This window comes from Vibrio sp. 1CM8B, from assembly GCF_023161685.1.
Classification (GTDB): domain Bacteria; phylum Pseudomonadota; class Gammaproteobacteria; order Enterobacterales; family Vibrionaceae; genus Vibrio; species Vibrio coralliirubri.
This window is the reverse complement of the sequence record NZ_JALNTU010000009.1, coordinates 82,331-103,684: the sequence shown is the minus strand read 5'-3', so window position 1 is coordinate 103,684 and position 21,354 is coordinate 82,331. Positions and strand designations below refer to the sequence as shown.

The following is a 21,354-nucleotide window of genomic DNA, read 5'->3' as shown; positions in this document are numbered from 1 at the left end:
CTCAAATTATATTCCATCAAGAGAGTGAATTGTGATCGGACGTCTACGCGGTACATTAATAGAAAAACAGCCACCAGAATTACTAATCGAAGTGAGTGGCGTTGGCTATGAAGTTCAAATGCCAATGAGCTGTTTTTATGAATTACCAAACGTGGGCGAAGAGGCAATTATCTACACTCACTTTGTTGTTCGTGAAGATGCGCAGCTACTTTATGGTTTTAACACGGTTAAAGAGCGTGCGCTGTTCCGTGAAGTGATCAAAGCGAACGGTGTGGGCCCTAAGTTAGGCCTTGGCATTCTTTCAGGCATGACAGCTAGCCAGTTTGTGCAGAGTGTCGAACGTGAAGACATCTCGACGCTGGTTAAACTTCCGGGTGTGGGTAAGAAAACCGCTGAACGTCTGGTTGTTGAAATGAAAGACCGCCTGAAAGGGTGGGGTGCGGGTGACTTGTTTACTCCAGCGACAGATGCAGTTCCTATTGATTCTATGCCAACCGTTCACGACGCGGAAGAAGAAGCGGTAAGTGCACTACTTGCATTAGGCTACAAGCCGACTCAAGCTTCTAAGGTGGTTTCTCAAGTGGCTAAAGATGGCATGACCAGCGAGCAGTTGATTCGCGAAGCTCTGAAATCGATGGTTTAATACCCAATATACTTGTTCGACAAAATAGACTCATTCACTTTGCCTTTACACAGAGTCAAGAAGCGCAGAGTCAACAAGAGCATAGTTAGGAATAGCAGAATTTATGATTGAAGCCGATCGCCTTATTGCACCGGATAACCCAGTATTCAAAGATGAAGATGTCATTGATCGTGCAATACGCCCGAAAGCACTTGCTGACTATCAAGGTCAGGATCACGTTCGCGGCCAGATGGAGATTTTCATCAAAGCGGCACAATTGCGTAACGAGGCGCTCGACCATCTGTTGATATTTGGTCCTCCAGGTTTGGGTAAAACCACGTTGGCGAACATTGTTGCGAATGAGATGGATGTCAACATTCGTACGACTTCAGGCCCTGTTCTAGAAAAAGCGGGTGATCTAGCGGCGTTACTGACCAACCTAGAAGAAAATGATGTCCTGTTCATTGATGAGATTCACCGTTTAAGCCCTGTGGTTGAAGAGGTGTTGTACCCAGCAATGGAAGACTACCAATTAGATATCATGATTGGTGAAGGCCCAGCGGCACGCTCTATCAAGATCGACCTTCCTCCTTTTACTTTGATTGGCGCAACCACTCGTGCTGGCTCACTGACATCGCCGTTACGTGACCGTTTCGGTATTACTCAGCGTCTTGAGTACTACAAGGTTGAAGACCTACAAAACATCGTTCAGCGCAGTGCAGATTGCCTTGGTCTTTCTATGGAGTCCGAAGGGGCGCTAGAAGTTGCTCGCCGAGCTCGTGGTACGCCACGTATTGCTAACCGTCTACTGCGCCGTGTTCGTGATTATGCGGAAGTAAAAGGCGATGGGCATATTTGTCCAGAGGTTGCTGACAAAGCGCTAAACATGTTGGATGTCGATGCTAAAGGTTTCGACTACATGGATAGAAAGCTTCTGCTGGCGATTATGGAGAAGTTTGGTGGTGGTCCGGTAGGTATCGACAACATGGCTGCCGCGATTGGTGAAGAGAGAGACACCATTGAAGATGTGTTAGAACCTTACTTGATTCAACAAGGTTACCTACAAAGAACGCCAAGAGGTCGAATCGCGACCGACAGAGCATATTTACACTTCGGAATAGATAAGCCGTCTAATCGTTAAATTATTCATTTTTAAAGATCCCAGTTGCATAAGCGCTGGGATTTTTTGCTTTTTACTGAATAACAACTCTTTGAGCGAGTCGATAAAAAGACTGAATAACGGTCATCAAAAATGAAAACTTTGATTGCAGGTTTGATTTGGCTAACAAAAAATGAAATAAGTTGTCATATTTTTTGTTAATACTTTATAGGTAGTTGTAATTCGTATGTTGAGGCGGTGCTGAGCTTTTGTCACAGATATCATGCGCTGTTATTAACTGAGGCTAAATTGGTGTGATTTTAATCATGATTGTTCAAAAATAACTCTAATTTGCTCGAATAAAATTGATACAAATCAACGCAAGGTTCTCCTATAAACCTTTTGAAACATACTGATTTTACCAGTAATATTAGCGTCAGCTATATTAGCTCATGCTTAACAATAATCTAACTATAACGGTACGTTTTTGCTACAAATTTCAATTTGTAATAACAATTACACAAATTGTTTTAACATGGATTTTTGCGGTGATTAATCACACAGGTGTCATTCAGCCGACACAAAGGAGTTACCATGATTGATGTTGTTGATCTGTCGCGATTGCAGTTTGCATTTACAGCGATGTATCACTTCCTATTTGTTCCACTGACACTAGGTATGGCATTTCTACTTGCCATCATGGAGTCAGTTTATGTAATGACTGGCAAGCAAATTTACAAGGACATGACTAAGTTCTGGGGTAAATTGTTTGGTATTAACTTTGCTCTTGGTGTAGCGACAGGCTTAACCATGGAGTTCCAGTTCGGTACTAACTGGTCTTACTATTCTCACTATGTTGGCGACATCTTTGGTGCTCCGCTGGCTATCGAAGCGCTTGTTGCATTCTTCCTAGAGTCTACTTTTGTTGGTCTTTTCTTCTTCGGTTGGGACAGATTGTCGAAGCGTCAACACTTAGCGGTAACTTGGTTAGTAGCACTTGGTTCTAACTTCTCTGCGCTTTGGATCTTGGTAGCTAACGGCTGGATGCAAAACCCAGTGGGTGCGGAATTTAACTTTGAAACTATGCGTATGGAAATGGTGAGCTTCGCTGAAGTTGTACTAAACCCAGTAGCACAGGTTAAATTCGTACACACAGTCGCGTCTGGTTACACAACGGGTGCAATGTTCGTCCTTGGTATCAGCTCATACTACATTCTTAAAGGTCGTGACCTTGCCTTTGCTCGTCGCTCTTTCGCGATTGCAGCATCTTTCGGTATGGCGGCGATCCTGTCAGTAATCGTGCTAGGTGATGAATCTGGTTACGAGCTTGGTGAAGTTCAAAAAGTGAAGCTAGCAGCTATTGAAGCAGAGTGGCACACTGAAGAAGCACCAGCCGCATTTACTGTTTTTGGTATTCCAAACCAAGAAACAATGGATACTGACTACGCAATTAAAATTCCTTACGTAATGGGTATCATCGCAACGCGTTCGCTTGATACTGAAGTAACGGGCCTACGTGACCTACGTGATGACCACGTTGATCGTATCCGTACTGGTATGTATGCGTACGAGCTGCTTGAAAAGCTACGTGCAGGCGATAAGTCTGAAGAAAACATGGCTGCGTTCGACGAAGTGAAAGGTGACCTAGGTTACGGTCTACTTCTTAAGCGCTACACAGACGACGTTGTTGATGCAACAGAAGACCAAATCCAAATGGCTGCGGATGATTCTATCCCAACAGTTTGGCCTCTATTCTGGTCATTCCGTCTGATGGTTGCTTGTGGCTTCATCATGCTGTTTGTATTCGGTGCTGCGTTTGTTCAAACGTGTCGTCAGAAAATCGAACAGAAACCATGGGTACTTAAAGCTGCGCTATTCTCAATCCCACTTCCTTGGATTGCGATTGAAGCAGGTTGGTTCGTTGCTGAGTTTGGTCGTCAACCATGGGCGGTTGGTGAAATCCTACCGGTTAACGTTGCTGCATCAGCACTGACTATTGGACAGCTTTGGACTTCTCTATTCGCTATCCTGGCACTTTACACAGTGTTCTTGATTGCTGAAGTTTACCTAATGCTGAAATTCGCACGTAAAGGTCCAAGTAGCTTGAAGACAGGCCGTTACCACTTCGAACAAAACGATAACTCTGTTGAAGACAAAGTTAGCCGTTCAGTTGAAGTATAAGTGAGGGAATATTATGTTTGATTACGAAAGCTTACGACTTATTTGGTGGGTATTGATCGGTGTTCTACTGGTTGGTTTCGCCGTAACTGATGGCTTTGATATGGGTGTTGCCGCTCTGTCACCTGTTATCGGTAAGAGCGACACTGAACGTCGTATTATGCTAAACACGATTGCCCCTCACTGGGATGGTAACCAAGTTTGGCTTATCACTGCGGGTGGTGCATTGTTTGCTGCATGGCCACTGGTTTACGCGACGTCTTTCTCTGGTTTTTACTTCGCAATGTACGTAACGCTAGCTGCACTTTGGTTACGTCCACTTGCTCTTGACTACCGTTCAAAGATCGAAGATCCAAAATGGCGCAAAACTTGGGACTACGCACTTTGCTTTAGTGGCGCAGTACCACCAATCATTTTCGGTGTGGCATTTGGTAACCTACTACAAGGTGTTCCATTTGAACTGAACGAATTTATGATGTCTAAGTACCATGGTACGTTCTTCGCTCTGCTTAACCCATTTGCATTGCTTTGTGGTGTGTTGGCTCTGATGTTGTTCGTGATGCAAGGTGCAACATGGCTTCAAATGAAGACAACAGAAGAACTGCACGCTCGTGCTCGTAACGTTGCTCAGATCACTGGCCTAATTGCTATTGCTCTATTCGTTATTGGTGGTCTCTGGGTTCAATCAATCGAAGGCTATGTAATTACGAGCACTATCGATACGTTTGCTGACTCAAACCCACTAAACAAAGAAGTATCACTTCAAGTGGGTGCTTGGATGACAAACTTCGAAACATATCCAGCAATGTGGGCTGCGCCGATCCTTGGTGTAGCAATGCCACTGCTTGCTGTGATTGCATCTCGCTTTGAGCGTGGTGGTTTCGCATTCTTGTTCTCAAGCCTATCGAACGCTGGTGTTATTTTAACGGCTGGTTTTGCAATGTTCCCATTCGTAATGCCATCAAGCCTGAACCCTAACCAAAGCTTGACTATGTGGGATTCAACAGCGAGTGAGCTAACGCTTGGTCTTATGACTGTCGTTGCGGCGGTAATGGTTCCTGTGATTCTTGGCTACACAACTTGGACATACTACAAAATGTTCGGTCGTCTAGATAAGAAACACATCGAAGATAACGACGTTTCAGCTTACTAAGCTAGAAGTTAAATAACTTAGGAGAAATTTTATGTGGTATTTCGCATGGATTTTGGGTGTACTTCTAGCATGTGCATTCGGCATCATCAATGCTCTATGGCTAGAGCATTCAGAAATGATGGACAAAGACAGTGAGTAATCTCGCAGAGCAAATCGCTAAGCTGCATCAACCAATGGATAAGACTCTGCTTAGAGCCTTATCCCTAGTATTGGGTTTCATGCATGTGGGTTTAGTGATGTGGGATCCTGAAGCGTATGCGACAAGCATCGGTGGCTTTAACGCGATCATCGGGCCAATGTTCATTTGGGCAGTATGCTCAAGCATGGTTTACGGTATCGGATTTAAGCCAAGAGCTTGGATGTGGCAGCTACTGTTTAGCCCATACGTTTCACTCACAATTTTGCTCTACCTAACGGTGCTGCGCCTTTTATAAAAGGCAAAGGATTTAGGTTCATTGCAACGTGAATCTTTATACTTGTTGGGTTTTTAGCCAAAAAGAGGTCATCTTATACAGATGGCCTTTTTTTTCGTCTCTTAAATCAAAAAATTCACAGCGATATACTATTAATGATAAGGAGTTAGGTTATAGTGAGATCTTTATCGTTTTGGGTTGTGGTATCAAATTGCAGGGATTATCTAAGCCATTTACGTGGCCAGTGACAGTGTATTACGAAGACACCGACGCAGGTGGTGTTGTATACCATTCAAACTATCTTAAGTTTTTCGAACGCGCTCGAACTGAGATGTTGCGCTCAATTGGCGTCTCTCAGCAAGTCTTGTTAGAACAAAACATCGGTTTTGTAGTCCGACATATGGACATTGATTTTATTCAAGGTGCGCGCCTTGATGATTCTTTACAAGTCATTACAAATATTTACGAGTTGAAGCGAGCTACCTTGGTCTTCTGTCAAGAGATCGTAAATCCTGATGGCAAAGCATTGTGTAAAGCAATGGTTAAGGTAGCATGTATCGACAATCAAAAAATGAAACCAAAAGCAATGCCAACATTTATTCTTACGGAGCTAACGAATAGTGACTGCTGAAATCTCAATCTTAGGCCTAATTTTAGAAGCTAGTTTATTAGTTAAAATGGTCATGCTAGTTCTTATGGGCATGTCTGTTGTTTCTTGGGCGATGATCATCAAAAGAAGTAAAGTATTATCTCAAGCTTCGAAACAAACAGAAGTGTTTGAAGACAAATTTTGGTCGGGCGTTGATCTTGCAAAATTGTACCAAGAGAGCAACAAACGCAAAGACGAGCTTTCTGGTACTGAAGAAATTTTCTACGCAGGCTTTACTGAGTTTGCTCGCCTTCGTAAATCGAATGCAACTTCACCTGACTTCATTATGGAAGGCACTGGCCGTGCGATGCGCGTAGCCGTTGCTCGCGAAGTCGATGAACTAGAAACTAACTTACCTTTCTTGGCGACTGTTGGCTCTATCAGCCCATACATCGGCCTATTTGGTACGGTTTGGGGCATCATGCACTCATTCATCGCATTAGGTGAAGTGAAGCAAGCGACGCTCGCAATGGTTGCCCCTGGTATTGCAGAAGCACTGATCGCAACAGCAATGGGCCTATTCGCTGCGATTCCAGCGGTAATGGCGTACAACCGCTTCAGCAGCCGAGTAGGCAAGCTAGAGCACAACTACGCGACTTTCTCTGAAGAGTTCCACAGTATTCTTCACCGTCAAGCGATGGCTGGCAGGGAATAATAGATGGCTGGATACCAACCTAAAAAACGCAAAATGACAGCAGAGATTAACGTTGTACCTTACATCGACGTTATGCTTGTTTTGCTGATCATTTTTATGGTGACTTCGCCGTTTGTTACTCAAGGCGTTGACGTTGAATTGCCTCAGGCTTCAACGGCTAAATCGGCACAAGACCTATTGGGTGACGACAACGCAAGTTTCATCATCGTTGAAGTGAACAAAGACGGTGAGCTTGGCTTGAGCGTTAATGACGAAGAAGTACAGCGTGGCTTATCTATGGAAGATATTATCGTCCGAGTGAAAGCTGAGTTGTCTTTGAAGCCAAACTCTCCAGTGGCGGTTGGTGGTGATGCCGCAACGCCATACGCTGAAGTGGTTTTATTACTTGATGAATTAAGCCGTGCAGGTGTGCCAAAGGTTGGCCTTTTAACGGATATAAGGGAATAGCTCCGTAGCATTCATGAAAGCGAATAATAAAAAATCCAATAATTTCAGATCACCGCTTCTTATTTCTCTTGGGCTGCACGTCATTCTATTCGTTGCGCTCATTTGGGGAGCGGATTTCACGATGTCAGAGCCAAAGCCTACAGGGCAGATGGTTCAAGCTGTGGTGATTGATCCTCAGTTGGTTCGCCAGCAAGCTCAACAGATTCGTCAACAAAGAGAAGCGGCGAGCAAGAAAGAGCAAGAGCGTCTAGACAAACTAAGACGTGAAAGCGAACGACTTGAAAAGAATCGTAAAGCTGAAGAAGAAAATATTCGTAAGCTAAAAGAACAGCAAGCGAAAGAAGCTAAAGCGACTCGTGAAGCTGAAAAGCGCCGAGTTGAGAAAGAGAAACAACGCAAAGCTGAAGAAGCGCGTTTACAGCAAGAGCAAAAGAAAGCCGCTAAAGCAGAAGCTGACCGTAAGCTAAAAGAAGCTGCGTTAGTGAAAGCCGAGAACGAGCGTAAAGCCAAAGAAGCGGCAATCGCAAAAGCTGAACAAGAACGCGTGGCAAAAGAGAAAGCTGCGAAAGAGGCAGCCGACAAAGCTCGTAAAGAGAAAGAAGCCGCTGAACGCGCTGAAAAGCAACGCATAGCGAAAGAGAAAGAAGCGGCAGCCGCAGCAGAGAAAGCCCGTAAGGCAAAGGAAGCTGCAGCAAAAGCAGAAAAAGAGCGTAAACAACAAGAAGCCGCATTGAACGATATCTTTGCTGGCCTTGAAACGGAAGCGACTCAAAACTCTTCAGCAAGACAACAATTTATTAGTGATGAAGCGCAACGTTACGGTGCGATCTATACCCAACTGATTCAACAGAACCTGTTGTTAGAAGACAGCTATCGAGGACGCTCATGTCGAGTGAACCTTAAGCTGATTCCAACGGGCTCTAATGCGATATTGGGTAGCTTGAGTATCTTAGATGGCGATAGCCGTTTGTGTGCAGCAACCAAGCGTGCGGTGGCACAAGTGCAATCTTACCCGTTGCCTAAAGACCCAGACATTGTGAACTCACTGAAAGACATTAACTTAACTGTATCACCAGAGTAAAAGGACGAACTTGTGTTAAAGAAACTATTACTGAGTTTTGTTTTCTTAATAGCTACAAGCAGCCAGTTTGCACATGCAGCGCTGGAGCTGGTTATTACAGACGGTATTAACTCTGCAAGACCTATCGCTATTGTACCTTTCCGTTGGGAAGGCGCAGAGCCATTGCCACACGATGTATCAGCGGTTATCGCTTCTGACTTACAACGCAGTGGTAAATTCAGCCCAGTAGCAACTAGCAAAATGCCTCAAACGCCTTACAGCGAAGGTGAGGTGAATTTTGATGCTTGGACTAACCTAGGCGTTGATTCACTGTTAACCGGTAGCATCACTAAAAATGCCGAAGGGCAGTATGTGGTGAACTACCAACTGATCGACATTGTTCGTGGTCAACTGACTAAAGGACAAAGCCGCGCACTAAGCGATGAAGGCCAATTGGTACTTTCTAAAGATCACGTGTTGTTCAACAAGAAAGCGACAGTACCTGGTAAACGCTTGAGAGAGTATGCACACCGTATCTCTGACTTAGTTTATGAAGAACTGACTGGTGAGAAAGGCGCGTTCTTAACTCGTATCTCTTACGTAGTTGTAAACGACAAAGACCAATACCCATATCAACTTCGTGTTGCTGACTATGATGGCTTTAACGAGCGTTTAGTCCTTCGTTCTAAGCAACCTCTGATGTCACCTGCATGGTCACCAGACGGTAAAAAGCTTGCTTATGTGAGTTTCCAAAATGGCCAAGCGGAAATATTCATCATGAATATTTACACTGGTGAACGTGAGAAGGTGACGTCATACCCTCGTCATAATGGTGCGCCAAGATTCTCGCCAGATGGAAAAACATTGGCATTGGTATTGTCGAAAACAGGCAGCCTTCAGGTGTACACACTTGACCTTGCTAGCCGTAAGCTGACTCAAATTACCCGCGGCCGTTCTAATAATACGGAACCATTCTGGCACCCAGATGGCAAGTCTCTTATTTTCACATCGGATCGTGGTGGTAAACCACAGATTTATAATGTAAATTTGTCCAATAATTCGACTTCTCGTATTACTTGGCAAGGTAGCCAAAACTTAGGTGGCCAGATCACTCCTGATGGTCGATTCCTTATTATGGTGAATCGCAGTAACTCAGGCTTTAACTTGGCTAAGCAAGATTTGGAAACCGGTGCGGTTCAGGTGCTAACAAAAACATTGTTAGATGAGTCTCCAAGTATTGCACCGAATGGAGGTATGGTTATCTATAGCTCTATTTACAACAAAACAAATGTACTATCGATGGTTTCTATCGATGGCCGTTTTAAAGCTAGATTACCGGCAACCAACGGACGTGTAAGAGCGCCTGCATGGTCACCGTTTCTCTAGTTAATTTGATACATTCTTTTAGCTATTGATAGTGTTAACTATTGTGGCATTTAACTATCTATAGCACTCTTAGTCGCTGTAGAAACTAAGTTTGATAACGTAAGGAAAAAAAGATGCAACTTAACAAAGTTCTTAAAGGCTTGATGATTGCACTACCAGTGATGGCAGTAACGGCATGTAGCTCAACTGATGAAGCAACATCTGCAACATCTGGTACAGAAAGCAACCAAACAACTTCAGGTTCAGAAGGCAACGTAGACACAACTGTTGTAACGCCAATTGACGCTAACGGTCAACTGTCTGAGCAAGAGCTTAAAGAGCAAGCGCTACGTGAAACTCAAACAATCTACTTCGCATTCGATAACTCTACTATCGCTGGCGATTACGAAGAAATGCTAGCAGCGCACGCAGCATACCTAGTTAAGAACGTTGACATGAACGTTACTATCGAAGGTCACGCTGATGAGCGCGGTACTCCTGAGTACAACATCGCACTTGGCGAGCGTCGTGCACAAGCTGTAGCGAAATACCTACAAGCTCTAGGTGTTCAAGCTGACCAAATCTCTATCGTAAGCTACGGTGAAGAGAAGCCACTTCTTCTAGGTCAATCTGAAGATGTGTACGCTAAAAACCGTCGCGCAGTACTAGTTTACTAATTTTAGTAGACTATATAATTGAGGAATTGCCTCATGTTCAGTAACACAAAGCGAGTCATTTTGCTTTCGTTACTGGCAAGTGCAGCGAACACCGCGTTCGCTGCACCAGCTCCAGTATCCGATCTCAATAGCACCGCAACCAATTCATCATCTTCCTCTCGATCAGCATCTAACGAATCAGATATTGAGCGTTTAGAGCGCCTGCTTCAAAATCGCAATCTCGTTCAGCTTCAAATGCAACAGCAAATCGACGACATGGCACTGGAGATCAGTGAACTTCGTGGTGAGCTGGAACGAAACAGCTACGATATGAAGCAAATGCTAGAGCGTCAGCGTGAACTGTTCATTGAACTGGATCGCGTAAGAGGCGAGGTGAAAGCAGCAGGAACAGCAACGGTAGCAGTGGCGGCGAGCGAAGGCTCTAAAGACGCTTCTGGTACGTTCAGTACTGATGTGGATGAGCAAACTGCTTATCAAAATGCTGTAGATATGATTCTAAAGCAACGAGACTACACGGGTGCTATCGCAGCATTCCAGAAGTTTCAAAAAGACTTCCCAGATTCTACCTTCACACCTAACTCACACTACTGGTTAGGCCAGCTTTATTTCGCTAAGAAGCAAGATAAAGAAGCGGTTAAGAGCTTTGCTGCTGTTGTGTCTTACAAAGACTCAAACAAGCGAGCAGATGCACTGGTTAAGCTTGGTGACATAGCTGCGCGCAACAACAACGCGACGCAAGCTAAGAAATATTACCAACAAGTCGTAACCGAGTACCCAAACAGTGCTTCGGCTAAAGTGGCCAAAACCCACTTATAAACAAAATAGGGGTGCTTAGGCGCCTCTTTTTTATACCTGTTCACTTCCGTTTAGTACTTACTTCTCTTGCTAGTGATGCCAACGCATCGCCTTGTTTATGCGTTTTAAGCATTAGCTAGCCACCGCTTGCAACCAATCCTTTTTGATCCCAATCGCTGTCCTGTGTAGAATACTCGGATTCTCGGAAGAAGTTGCGTAGAGCAAGAGCAATGAGTCATATACTAGATAAAATCGATACAGTTTACCCGTTTCCGCCTAAGCCAGTTCCATTGAGCGACGCTCAGAAACAGGCCCACATCGCAAACATCAAAAAACTACTTCAAGAAAAAGATGCAGTTCTAATTGCACACTACTACACCGATCCTGAAATTCAGGCTCTGGCAGAAGAAACTGGTGGTTTCGTTGGCGATTCATTAGAAATGGCTAAGTTCGGTAACCGTCACTCAGCAAGCACTTTGATCATCGCTGGTGTTCGTTTCATGGGTGAGTCTGCAAAGATTCTTACTCCTGAAAAACGCATTCTAATGCCAACACTTGAAGCTGAATGTTCACTTGATCTTGGCTGTCCGGCTGACAAATTTACAGAATTTTGTGATGCTCACCCTGACCACACCGTGGTTGTATACGCGAACACCTCTGCAGCTGTTAAAGCTCGTGCAGACTGGGTAGTGACGTCGAGCATCGCTTTAGAAATCGTTGAAAGCCTAGACGCTGAAGGCAAACCCATTATTTGGGGCCCAGACCGTCACCTAGGTTCTTACATCGCAAATCAAACTGGCGCTGACATGTTGCTTTGGCAAGGTGAGTGTATCGTTCATGATGAGTTCTCAGCTGATGCTTTGAAGAAAATGAAATCGGTATACCCAGAAGCGGCTATCTTGGTTCACCCAGAATCACCAGCAAGCGTGGTTGAACTGGCTGATGCTGTAGGCTCAACAAGCCAACTGATCAAGAAAGCAAAAGAGCTGCCTCATCCACAGATGATTGTTGCGACAGACAAAGGCATCTTCTTCAAGATGCAGCAATTGGTTCCTGAAAAAGAGCTGATTGAAGCGCCGACAGCGGGTGCTGGTGCAACGTGTCGTAGCTGCGCACACTGTCCTTGGATGGCAATGAATGGCCTTGAAGCGATTGAAAACGCGCTTGAGAATGGTGGTGAGCAACACGAGATCTTCGTTTCTGACGAACTACGTGTGAAGTCTCTTATTCCATTGAACCGCATGCTAGATTTTGCAGAGCAGTTAAATGTGCAGGTAAAAGGTAACGCGTAAGCCGTTCTTTTATCTAACCCAAAAAACCAGCCAATAGTGCTGGTTTTTTTGTACCTGCGTATAGGCCGCCAATATCAATCTTGTGGTCATGTATCTTTTTCTGATGATACATCTTGTTGATATCAGGTATTTTTTCTAGCATGTAAGTAAGATCGAAGGATTAGAGGCTCGAATGATAATCTGGTTACAACTCAAACGCTGGATCAAAGCAAACATCTTTGTTTTGAATGGCAAAAACTTACTGTTCACTTTTCTTGGCTACATCGCTCTATCGTGGTCGATGCTGTATTTGGCGGGTGAAACAGATTTAACCAGTTCGGTTACCGTATTCGCTTACTACTTGGTGGTGACGGCTTCTACAGTTGGTTATGGTGATTTATCACCGACCACGGTAGCGGGGCAGTGGATCGTTATTCTATTTGTGATTCCAGGCGGGTTGAGCCTTTTTGCCGCATTACTCGGTAAAGTGGCAACAGAAGGTGTTGAATATTGGCGAGCGGGCTTGCTAGGAAAAAGGAGAGTTAGAGTGGATAACCACATTTTGATGTTGGGGTGGAATGAGCAAAGAACCATTCATCTCATTCGGATGCTACAACACGAAGAAACGGGTAAACGACCAATCGTGTTATGTACGCGTTCAGATATCGAGAACCCGTTACCCGGTGAAATTAACTTCGTTAAAGTAAACAGCTACACCGATGGCAAAGAGATGGAGAAAACGGGCATTGAGTCTGCAAGTTGCATCTTGATTGATAACCCAGAAGACGACATTACGTTATCTGCGGCGCTTTACTGTGCCAACCGAAATCCTAAGGCGCACCTTCTTGTTTACTTTAAAGACGAAGCGCTGAGCGATTTGTTACACAAGCATTGCCCTAACTCAGAATGTATTCCAGCGGTGGGTGCAGAGATGCTAGCAAAGGCTGCAGTAGACCCAGGATCAAGTGCGCTTCATCAAGAGTTATTGAGCTCAACAAGAGGCATGACACAGTATTCAACGTATTTCCCTGCAGACGCTGAGCCTGTTACCGTCGCGCCTATTTTCTCTGTGTTTAAAGAGAAGTATCAAGCAACGCTGATCGCCATTGATACAGGGAGTGGTATTGAACTCAACCCAGAGTTAGACCAAGTGGTCAGCAGTGGCACTAAGCTGTTTTATATTGCCGATGAGCGAATTGATGACTTCGATTGGAAAGGCTTCTAAAGCAACTATTTTAATTTCGTCTGAAAACTAAAAAAGGCCTCATAATGAGGCCTTTTTGGCATGTATAAAGCTAACTTTTATTGAGCTTCAGCCAGTGCAATGCCACGCTGCGTTAGACCGCAAAGCATCACAGGAACCGCGTTAAAGATCTCTTCGAACTGCTCTAGGCCTTCGATGCCTTGCTCTGCAAGCGTCGCGATTGACGTTTCTGGATCGTAAAGCATGCTCAGTGAAAGCAACACACCGCCAACGAGTGCATTATCTTCGCTCTCTTCAGGCATCAGTGTTTCCCAATCGTCGCGGGCAATCTGCCAGCCTTGAAGTAAGCCTTCACAAAAATCACGAGCGGCAGTGTTCACCACTTCTTCGTCGTCTAATTGACAAGCTTCAGGCCAAACCCAAGTCCCTTCAATCAGTTCTGGGCGGGTTTTATTCCAAAGCTCGATGATAACTTCAATGTAGCTTTCTAGCTGTTCACCATCCGTAAAAGGTGCGACTTCTTCGCCACCCCATAAGAACGGTAGCCACTCATGCGGGGTTAACACATTCGGTGCCGCTGCCATTGCAGTGACAAAGCCCATTGTTTTGTGTTCTGTGATTAGCTTTCCTTCCAACTCTGGAAGCGCAAGAATATCTTGTAAAGTCAAAGTGAGGTACCGTAAAAGGGAACATATTTGCGCTTATAGTACCAATGAACTTGTGCCAATCAAGCTTCAATCTAAAAAGGCTTGATGTCATGGATGATAAACACTAGGTTTAACAGAAAAGAAAACAATAAAAGAATTATGCAGATACGGTCGTCTTTAAAGAAAAAAAGCATGGTAGCGCTTGGATTATACCTTGCGATGTTTATTGCCATTGTCGGTAGTGTGACGTATTACGTCGTAGAATCCCCTGTGCGCGCCAAATTACAACAAAACCTCGACTTGCGTACGCAATTATTATCCGCCTTGATTACAGAGCCACTCAGTAGTTCTCAAGGCTTTGTAGACAGTCTCGTTGGGTTTGCTCAAGCGCATCGTAACGGTGATGATGTTATTCCGCTCTTTAAGTCCATGCTGGCGGCGAGCGACGATACGATTGTCAGTGCCGGTATTTGGCCTGAACCTTATGCGCTCGATTCTAAAAAGCTTCTCAACAGTTACTTTTTTAATAAAGCCGACGATGGAAGAATCGATCAGATATATTCTTACAACAACCCCAAAAACGCCCCTTATCAAGAAGAGTATTGGTACACCTCTGTCGTCAACCAAAAACAAGGCACGATCTCTTGGAGCGATGTGTATATCGACCCATACACACACGTTCGAATGATTACGGCGTCTTCTCCTTATTATTACGACGGTACTTTTGCCGGTGTTGCGACGGTGGATCTCTCGCTCGAAGAGCTGCTTGGTTTTATCAAGAACCACGCCGAAGAATACAACCTTGGCATTACGCTCAGAGACAAGCTCAACCAAGTGTTGGTTTCGCATAACTTTAATCTCGTTGAAGGCATTTACATCAGTAGCAATCAATTTGGTGATTTTGGCTGGCAAGTGGATGTGGTGAACTCCAAATCACGAGTAGCAGACGAAGTGTTTCGTCAGGTGATGAGTATTGAAGGCGGTATTGTTCCGCTATTGCTACTTTGTGTCATGGCGGGGTATTACTTATTGAACCGTTATTTGATTAGTCCAATCACAAGGATTGCAGCACAGGTTGATAGCTCGAAAGCGGGCGAAATCATTGATGTGGATTACTCGAGTGATGATGAAATCGGCCATTTGATTAAAACCTTCAACGAAAAGACCATTTATCTCGAAGCGGAAAAGGTTAAAGCTCAGGCATCCACCAATGCAAAAACCGCTTTCCTTGCGACCTTGTCACATGAAATTCGCACCCCTATGAATGGTGTGTTGGGTACTGCTCAGATCCTATTGAAAACGCCTCTAAATTCTGAACAAGAGAAGCACCTTAAGAGCTTGTATGAGTCTGGTGATCACATGATGACCCTACTCAACGAGATCTTAGACTTCTCGAAGATCGAGCAGGGCAGGTTGGATCTTGATGAAACGCGCTTCCCACTTGATTCGATCATCGGCAGTATTAACAGTGTTTACTACACATTGTCTTCCGAGAAAGGGCTTCAATTTAAAGTGTACTCTGAGGTGCCTTCGGGTCGTTGGTACTTCTCAGACAAAGCGCGTCTAAGACAAATCTTGTTTAATCTATTGAACAACGCGGTGAAGTTCACCTCCAGAGGCTTTGTTGAGGTGTACCTGAAAGAAGTCGTAGAGGGGAGTGACACCTATCTGAGTATTCGAGTTCGTGATACCGGGATTGGTATCTCTAAAGAAGCTCAAAAGCGTATTTTTAAACCGTTTGAACAAGCGGAGTCTTCGACCACAAGGCGTTTTGGCGGTACTGGCCTTGGCCTCGCGATTGTGAAGAAAATTGCCCAGTTGATGGATGGCAGTATTACCGTCACCAGTGAAGAAGGGATAGGCACGAGCTTTGATGTTCGCCTGAAGATTCAGCCATGCCAACCTGGCGAGATAGAGAGCTTGCCACATAAGAAGTTGGACTACTCAGGCTTAAAAGTACTGATCGTCGAGGACAACCGAACTAACACGGTGATCATTGAAACCTTCATGAGCAGTAAAGGCTTTACTTGTAAGAGCGTCGAAAACGGTGAACTAGCAATACAAGCCGTGGTTGCTGAGCGCTTTGATTTGGTACTCATGGATAACCATATGCCCGTGATGGATGGCGTTGAATCAACCACTGCGATTCGTGCTTTGATAGGCGATGTGTCATCGGTATTGGTGTTTGGTTGTACGGCTGATGTCTTTAAAGAGACTCGCGAGCGTATGCTGGGGGCGGGTGTCGATTATATTATCGCTAAGCCGATTGATGAGCGTGAACTGGATGATGCCTTGTTCCGCTACTCAAATAAGCTTTATCAATACCATGAAGTAAAAGCGGATGAGCTCGAAAGCCAAGACGTAAAACCACACGATTCGAAAAGTAAAAGCGAGTCACTGCCTAAACCAGATCTTCGAAACAAAGATAACACTGAAGAGCTGTTAGTGACGCTGTATGTGGCGCTAGAAGACAACAACCTAGAACTGATTCAATTTGCACTAGAGAGCCTACGTGTCCACGTTGAACCTATGAACAACGCGGAACTTACTGAACAAGTCGATAAAGCGTTAGAGCAGGTTGCTTTAGGATCACCACCTACACAAGATGTCATTAATATCATTACTGTAAATCTACCGATGGCTTAAATGTTGTTTAATTACGGTAAGTAAATGACGGATTGTCCAATATTTGACCTTGGTTGGATTTTTTGGTGGAAGTGACTGCTTTTAAAGTGGTTTTTGGTTGTTAATTTACGACTTTATTTTTAATTTGGAATGTATGACTGCTAATCTTGTGATTTAATAGCGACATTATCTGGTGAGGTGCAAATGCACCTTGTTTATATGTTACTAAATCACTAATTAAGCAGTGATATATTTTAGGTTTGTCGTCAATGAAGTCTCGTGGTCCATTTTGTATTCGAAACGCAGCTGCGGATACATTTGCTATGGTCGTTTTCTGTTTTATTTCTGGCATGATCGTAGAAGTGTTTATTTCTGGTATGACGTTTGAGCAATCTCTTGCTTCTCGAACGTTATCTATTCCGGTAAACATTGCTATCGCTTGGCCTTATGGCGTTTTTCGTGATTGGTTCTTGCGCAATGGTGCAAAACTTTCAGAAAGCTCATTGATGAAAAACTTGTCTGATTTGATGGCATACGTGTTATTCCAGTCTCCAGTGTATGCGGGTATTTTGTTGGCAGTGGGTGCTTCAGGCGACCAAATCGTTACGGCTGTCACCAGTAATGCCGTTATCTCGTGCGGTATGGGCGTACTTTATGGCTACTTCCTAGATATGTGCCGTAAATGGTTTCGAGTTCCGGGCTACTATCAACAAGCTTAAGAAAAGCAACAAGCGTAAGTGCAGCGAAAGAATGAAATTTGGTTTGTTTTTGATCTAATGAGTTAATTTGTAATCGAACAAACCGAAAAAGGCACTTTTTTTGAGAATGCCCCTTGACCAAAGCAAGCAGAATCAATAAAGTAGCGCCTCGTTGAGTGACATGCTCAACACACAATTTGTGGAAGGATGGCTGAGTGGCTTAAGGCGCTCGCCTGGAAAGCGAGTATACGTTTATAGCGTATCTGGGGTTCAAATCCCCATCCTTCCACCACTATTTAAGACCCTAGCAGAAATGCTGGGGTTTTCTCGTTTTAGAGCCTCTATATCCCACCTCATCTGTATACCTCCCTAATATCCGTTCCTTTAATCATTGCTTTATAGTTATTACCTCTATTAATACCGTCGCAGAATTAACCATATTAGATGTTTTTATCATCGATAATCGCTTGATTTTTTGGCCTGAATCTAGATTATTAATAGTACGCAATATTATGAATAATCTAACTATTAGGAACCCATAGCCCCATGACAGAAACCCTAGTTTCTCCAATGCTCTCTTTTACGATCGCGATTTCGTTACTGTTTATCGGTAAAGGTTTGATTGAGCGATCTGAAGTATTAAGAAAGTATTCACTGCCAGAGCCTGTGATTGGTGGCTTTGTCTGCGCAGCGACCGTAGCGGCGCTTTACTATATTTTTGAAATCCAAATCACTTTTAGCCTAGATGTCAGAGACTTTTTGCTTCTCTACTTTTTTGCTGGCATCGGGCTCCAAGCGGATATTAAAACACTGATTAAAGGCGGGCGACCGTTGTTCATCCTATTGTGTCTTGCTGCCATTTTTATCGTGTTGCAAAACGTAGTCGGAATGGCAGTCGCTTCTGGCTTTGGAATGGATGCGAAAGCTGGCTTGCTATCTGGGTCTGTTAGCTTGATAGGCGGCGTAGGCACAACGTTAGCGTGGGCGCCAATGTTTGTGGAAGAGTTTGGTATTGCTAACGCCCTCGAACTTGGTGTCGCTTCAAACACGGTTGGTTTAATTGCAGCGTGTGTGATTGGTGGCCCGATTGCCAACTACCTGCTCAATAAACACAAAGTAAGCCCTTCTAATGAAGAAGAGGTTACGGTTGGTGCATTCCAAGAGAGTGAAACAAAAACAGAGCTTAGCCACTACGGCGTTCTGTGGGCGTGGTTGATTCTTAACTTAACACTAATGCTGGGTTACAGCTTGAGTGAAGTTATCGACTCGATGGGCCTAAAACTGCCGTTATTCGTTAGCTGTTTAATCGCAGGTATCCTAATCGGAAACGTCGGTCGCGCATTGTTTAAGAAGCGTCGCACGCAAGAGAAAATCGCTCAAGGCCGAAAAGGCTTAGCGATGATCTCTGATATCTGCTTAGGCATGTTCTTAACCATGGCATTGATGGGACTTCGCATCTGGGATCTTGATGGGTTGTTTGGCTACATCTCTGTGGTCATGAGTATTCAGATCTTGCTTTCGCTGTTGTTTACTGTGTTTGTCGTTTATTACTTGATGGGAAGAAACTACGATTCTGTGGTGATATGTTCAGGCTTCGGTGGTATCACTCTAGGCTCGACAGCAACCGCAATTGTGAACATGACCGCAGTAACTCACCGCTATGGTGCAAGCCCACAAGCGTTCATTGTGGTGCCATTAGTGTGTGGTTTCTTTGTTGATTTGATCAACGCACTAGTGATCAGTTTCTTTGTTGGTATGTAAATGAAGCCAGTGCTTCGCATAAGTTGATGATTAGTAGCTTGTTCAACAGAGCAAGCTACTAGTGATCTAATTTTGTAATCTACTACTTTTGTTGATAATGCTAGGTATACATAACTCTATTATTTTGGTGGCTTTGATGAGCAATCTACTTACCTGAATGCTGTGAGTTTCGAAGCTAGTTGGCCAAATTCTTCCATTACATCTCGCCATTGCTGTTTTAGACGTGAACGCCCATGGTAATACTCATTGGATTTAAATATTTTCACTGATCATTTGTAGCACCTTAGAATATTCCTTCCTTCCCTGAGCTTCTCATCAACCCTAAAATGATATACCCAAGCACTGACAGGGTGTATGTCGATTTAAATCCCTGTTAATGAATCCAAACTTCGACTTGTAGCTTTAATGTTCGTTCTATGATGCCAAAAAAATCAGATTGCATTTAATGATTAAAATATTAACGGTTTATTACCTCATTATTAAAGTTATATTTATTGTATCTAAGGTTAAATATTAACCTGTTATTTTATTAGTATAGAAATTCCGCCTTTCCATATTGATATCATCATCAATATAATGTCTTTTTAGTTTAACTCGTCAAAGGGATCTCTATTTTTTTTATGATTATCGAACTTATTTTTCTTGATGACTGGAAAAGTTCAAGGTTAGAAGTCAGCATTGGAGTTTAAATATTACGCAATATATATGGGGGTGATTAAATAAATTAGATTCGAAACCCATTTTTTCTCTGCCTATAGATAATTTAAATGATATGGAAAGGCTTTAAAACGGGTATTAGATCACAATTATGATAAATATTAAAACTCAATATAACCTATATATTTTTCGTAAATTGACGGTGTCATGATTTTGACTTTTAATCAAGAATCACCATCAGTAATAGCCCTTCAAGCATTGGGGTATATAGGAGTCGAAATGTTGACACTTGGAACTGATGTCACATTTTCTTTGCTTGAAATGATGAGTATGACGCACATATCTTCACTTCAACCATATGTATATCTTATTGATTGAAAAAAACTAATTTTGTAACATGCGACAACAAACTTTGGTGGACGTCACGTGAACACAAATAATATCACATTAAAAATGTTAATCACTTGTTGCTTCTTTTGCTTGTTGAACCCAGCTTTCGCTCAATCTTATTGGGAAGTAGAAGGTATTGGTAAAAACAAATCAGAAGCAACGATCGATGCGAAAGAAAATCTAGCTTTTCGGGTAAACAGTACAGTGAAGGCATCTACGTTTAATTCCCAAGTTTCCCTATCTACGATAGAAACAAAAAACGGAGAGGAGATTGGAACTCGCGGTAAAGTAGACAGTGTTTTCGGTGCTAAATCTGAAATCACGTCGGTACCTATCAGCATTTCAAATATGGAAGTAATAACATCACAATGTGATGCTTCTGGGTGTAACTACCTATTTAGAGTTAATGTTGATGTGTGGGTTGAACAGTTGTCAATTGATATCGATAAGAACCACCAGTTAGCTCAGCAATATTTAACTTCCCAAGAAAGCGACTGGAAAGGTGCTGTGTTCACTAACAAAGCTCATACCTTATTGAAGAGTAATAAAGAATCACTATTAGTGTTGTCATCGTTAGATCATGATGTTGCGAAAAAATTCTATGGACCACAATTAATACTCGAGCGTAATACGATTGATCGCTTTAAAAATATCAGCATCTCCATTCGTTCTGCTTCAGATATGTATTCCTCGCAAACGAAAGCTTTGCTTACTCAAAGCATAGGGGCAACTTCGCAAGGCGACATCATTGTTTATATCAAAGGTAATGTAAGACAAGGCAAGAAAAACAACACTTACATTGCTAAGCAAGATCTAATACTACAAGTCTTTGAAGCTAGAAATCCAAATGTGGCAGTTAGCCAAAAGGTTTTATCGGAGGTAGGAAAGTCTTCGACTAGTAAAGAGGAAGCACTTGATGCTGCTCATACAGAAATAACAAAAATTCTCAATAAAAACTCTATTTATACTCTCTTGAATTAAAGGTTCT

At 43.4% G+C, this 21,354-nt stretch carries 20 protein-coding genes and 1 tRNA gene; 20 read left to right on the top strand and 1 reads right to left on the bottom strand.

What is annotated here, in order from left to right; genetic code table 11:
• Positions 1 to 31 precede the first annotated feature (31 nt).
• From ruvA to MSG36_RS17165, 15 genes are all read left to right on the top strand, one after another.
• Entirely contained in the window at positions 32 to 643 is a 612-nt protein-coding gene (gene ruvA / locus MSG36_RS17235) for a Holliday junction branch migration protein RuvA (protein ID WP_248368979.1), read from the top strand.
• A gap of 103 nt (positions 644 to 746) precedes the next feature.
• Positions 747 to 1,763, top strand: coding sequence for a Holliday junction branch migration DNA helicase RuvB (gene ruvB, locus MSG36_RS17230; RefSeq protein WP_017062078.1), 1,017 nt, complete (start codon positions 747 to 749; stop codon positions 1,761 to 1,763).
• A gap of 552 nt (positions 1,764 to 2,315) precedes the next feature.
• Positions 2,316 to 3,902 (top strand): cytochrome ubiquinol oxidase subunit I, encoded by a 1,587-nt coding sequence (gene cydA, locus MSG36_RS17225; protein ID WP_048616295.1) that lies wholly within the window; start codon positions 2,316 to 2,318, stop codon positions 3,900 to 3,902.
• A gap of 13 nt (positions 3,903 to 3,915) precedes the next feature.
• A complete protein-coding gene (gene cydB / locus MSG36_RS17220) occupies positions 3,916 to 5,052 on the top strand; it encodes a cytochrome d ubiquinol oxidase subunit II (protein WP_248368976.1) in 1,137 nt (378 codons plus the stop codon).
• Between the two features lie 31 nt (positions 5,053 to 5,083).
• Positions 5,084 to 5,191, top strand: a complete 108-nt coding sequence (gene cydX / locus MSG36_RS17215; protein ID WP_000270284.1) for a cytochrome bd-I oxidase subunit CydX — start codon at positions 5,084 to 5,086, stop codon at positions 5,189 to 5,191.
• Positions 5,184 to 5,486 carry a cyd operon protein YbgE gene (gene ybgE, locus MSG36_RS17210; RefSeq protein ID WP_017055065.1) on the top strand — a complete coding sequence of 101 codons (303 nt, stop codon included), beginning with the start codon at positions 5,184 to 5,186 and terminating at the stop codon, positions 5,484 to 5,486. The genes cydX and ybgE overlap by 8 nt, the downstream gene beginning before the upstream one ends.
• A 172-nt stretch (positions 5,487 to 5,658) precedes the next feature.
• Complete coding sequence (gene ybgC, locus MSG36_RS17205; RefSeq protein WP_061018433.1) at positions 5,659 to 6,096, top strand: tol-pal system-associated acyl-CoA thioesterase; 438 nt, start codon at positions 5,659 to 5,661, stop codon at positions 6,094 to 6,096.
• Positions 6,086 to 6,769: a protein TolQ gene (tolQ, locus tag MSG36_RS17200; RefSeq protein ID WP_010437896.1), complete on the top strand. Its 684-nt coding sequence runs from the start codon at positions 6,086 to 6,088 to the stop codon at positions 6,767 to 6,769. The genes ybgC and tolQ overlap by 11 nt, the downstream gene beginning before the upstream one ends.
• A gap of 3 nt (positions 6,770 to 6,772) precedes the next feature.
• Positions 6,773 to 7,216 (top strand): protein TolR, encoded by a 444-nt coding sequence (tolR, locus tag MSG36_RS17195; RefSeq protein ID WP_017062072.1) that lies wholly within the window; start codon positions 6,773 to 6,775, stop codon positions 7,214 to 7,216.
• 13 nt (positions 7,217 to 7,229) lie between these two features.
• Positions 7,230 to 8,297, top strand: a complete 1,068-nt coding sequence (gene tolA / locus MSG36_RS17190; RefSeq protein WP_048612753.1) for a cell envelope integrity protein TolA — start codon at positions 7,230 to 7,232, stop codon at positions 8,295 to 8,297.
• A gap of 12 nt (positions 8,298 to 8,309) precedes the next feature.
• The gene (gene tolB / locus MSG36_RS17185) at positions 8,310 to 9,662 is read left to right on the top strand and encodes a Tol-Pal system beta propeller repeat protein TolB (protein ID WP_050648540.1); all 1,353 of its coding nucleotides are present in this window, start codon (positions 8,310 to 8,312) and stop codon (positions 9,660 to 9,662) included.
• Between the two features lie 113 nt (positions 9,663 to 9,775).
• Positions 9,776 to 10,318 carry a peptidoglycan-associated lipoprotein Pal gene (gene pal, locus MSG36_RS17180; protein ID WP_017062069.1) on the top strand — a complete coding sequence of 181 codons (543 nt, stop codon included), beginning with the start codon at positions 9,776 to 9,778 and terminating at the stop codon, positions 10,316 to 10,318.
• A 33-nt stretch (positions 10,319 to 10,351) separates the two neighbouring features.
• Complete coding sequence (ybgF, locus tag MSG36_RS17175; RefSeq protein WP_048612755.1) at positions 10,352 to 11,134, top strand: tol-pal system protein YbgF; 783 nt, start codon at positions 10,352 to 10,354, stop codon at positions 11,132 to 11,134.
• Positions 11,135 to 11,343: 209 nt separating this feature from the next.
• Positions 11,344 to 12,405, top strand: a complete 1,062-nt coding sequence (nadA, locus tag MSG36_RS17170; protein WP_017062067.1) for a quinolinate synthase NadA — start codon at positions 11,344 to 11,346, stop codon at positions 12,403 to 12,405.
• 172 nt (positions 12,406 to 12,577) lie between these two features.
• A complete protein-coding gene (locus MSG36_RS17165) occupies positions 12,578 to 13,609 on the top strand; it encodes a potassium channel family protein (RefSeq protein ID WP_248368973.1) in 1,032 nt (343 codons plus the stop codon).
• A 77-nt stretch (positions 13,610 to 13,686) separates the two neighbouring features.
• On the opposite strand, the gene MSG36_RS17160 is transcribed toward MSG36_RS17165, so the two are convergent.
• Entirely contained in the window at positions 13,687 to 14,256 is a 570-nt protein-coding gene (locus MSG36_RS17160) for a UPF0149 family protein (RefSeq protein WP_017062064.1), read from the bottom strand.
• Positions 14,257 to 14,427: 171 nt separating this feature from the next.
• On the opposite strand from MSG36_RS17160, the gene MSG36_RS17155 reads away from it, so the two are divergent.
• The 5 genes from MSG36_RS17155 (at position 14,428) to MSG36_RS17135 (ending at position 21,347) form a co-directional block, all read left to right on the top strand.
• Positions 14,428 to 16,881: a hybrid sensor histidine kinase/response regulator gene (locus MSG36_RS17155; RefSeq protein ID WP_248368970.1), complete on the top strand. Its 2,454-nt coding sequence runs from the start codon at positions 14,428 to 14,430 to the stop codon at positions 16,879 to 16,881.
• A 248-nt stretch (positions 16,882 to 17,129) separates the two neighbouring features.
• On the top strand, positions 17,130 to 17,579 hold the full coding sequence (locus tag MSG36_RS17150; protein WP_017062062.1) for an L-alanine exporter AlaE: 450 nt from the start codon (positions 17,130 to 17,132) through the stop codon (positions 17,577 to 17,579).
• 180 nt (positions 17,580 to 17,759) lie between these two features.
• Positions 17,760 to 17,850, top strand: a tRNA-Ser gene (locus tag MSG36_RS17145).
• A gap of 254 nt (positions 17,851 to 18,104) precedes the next feature.
• Positions 18,105 to 19,319, top strand: a complete 1,215-nt coding sequence (gltS, locus tag MSG36_RS17140; RefSeq protein ID WP_048612760.1) for a sodium/glutamate symporter — start codon at positions 18,105 to 18,107, stop codon at positions 19,317 to 19,319.
• 1,083 nt (positions 19,320 to 20,402) lie between these two features.
• Positions 20,403 to 21,347, top strand: coding sequence for a hypothetical protein (locus MSG36_RS17135; protein WP_248368967.1), 945 nt, complete (start codon positions 20,403 to 20,405; stop codon positions 21,345 to 21,347).
• Positions 21,348 to 21,354: the final 7 nt, after the last annotated feature.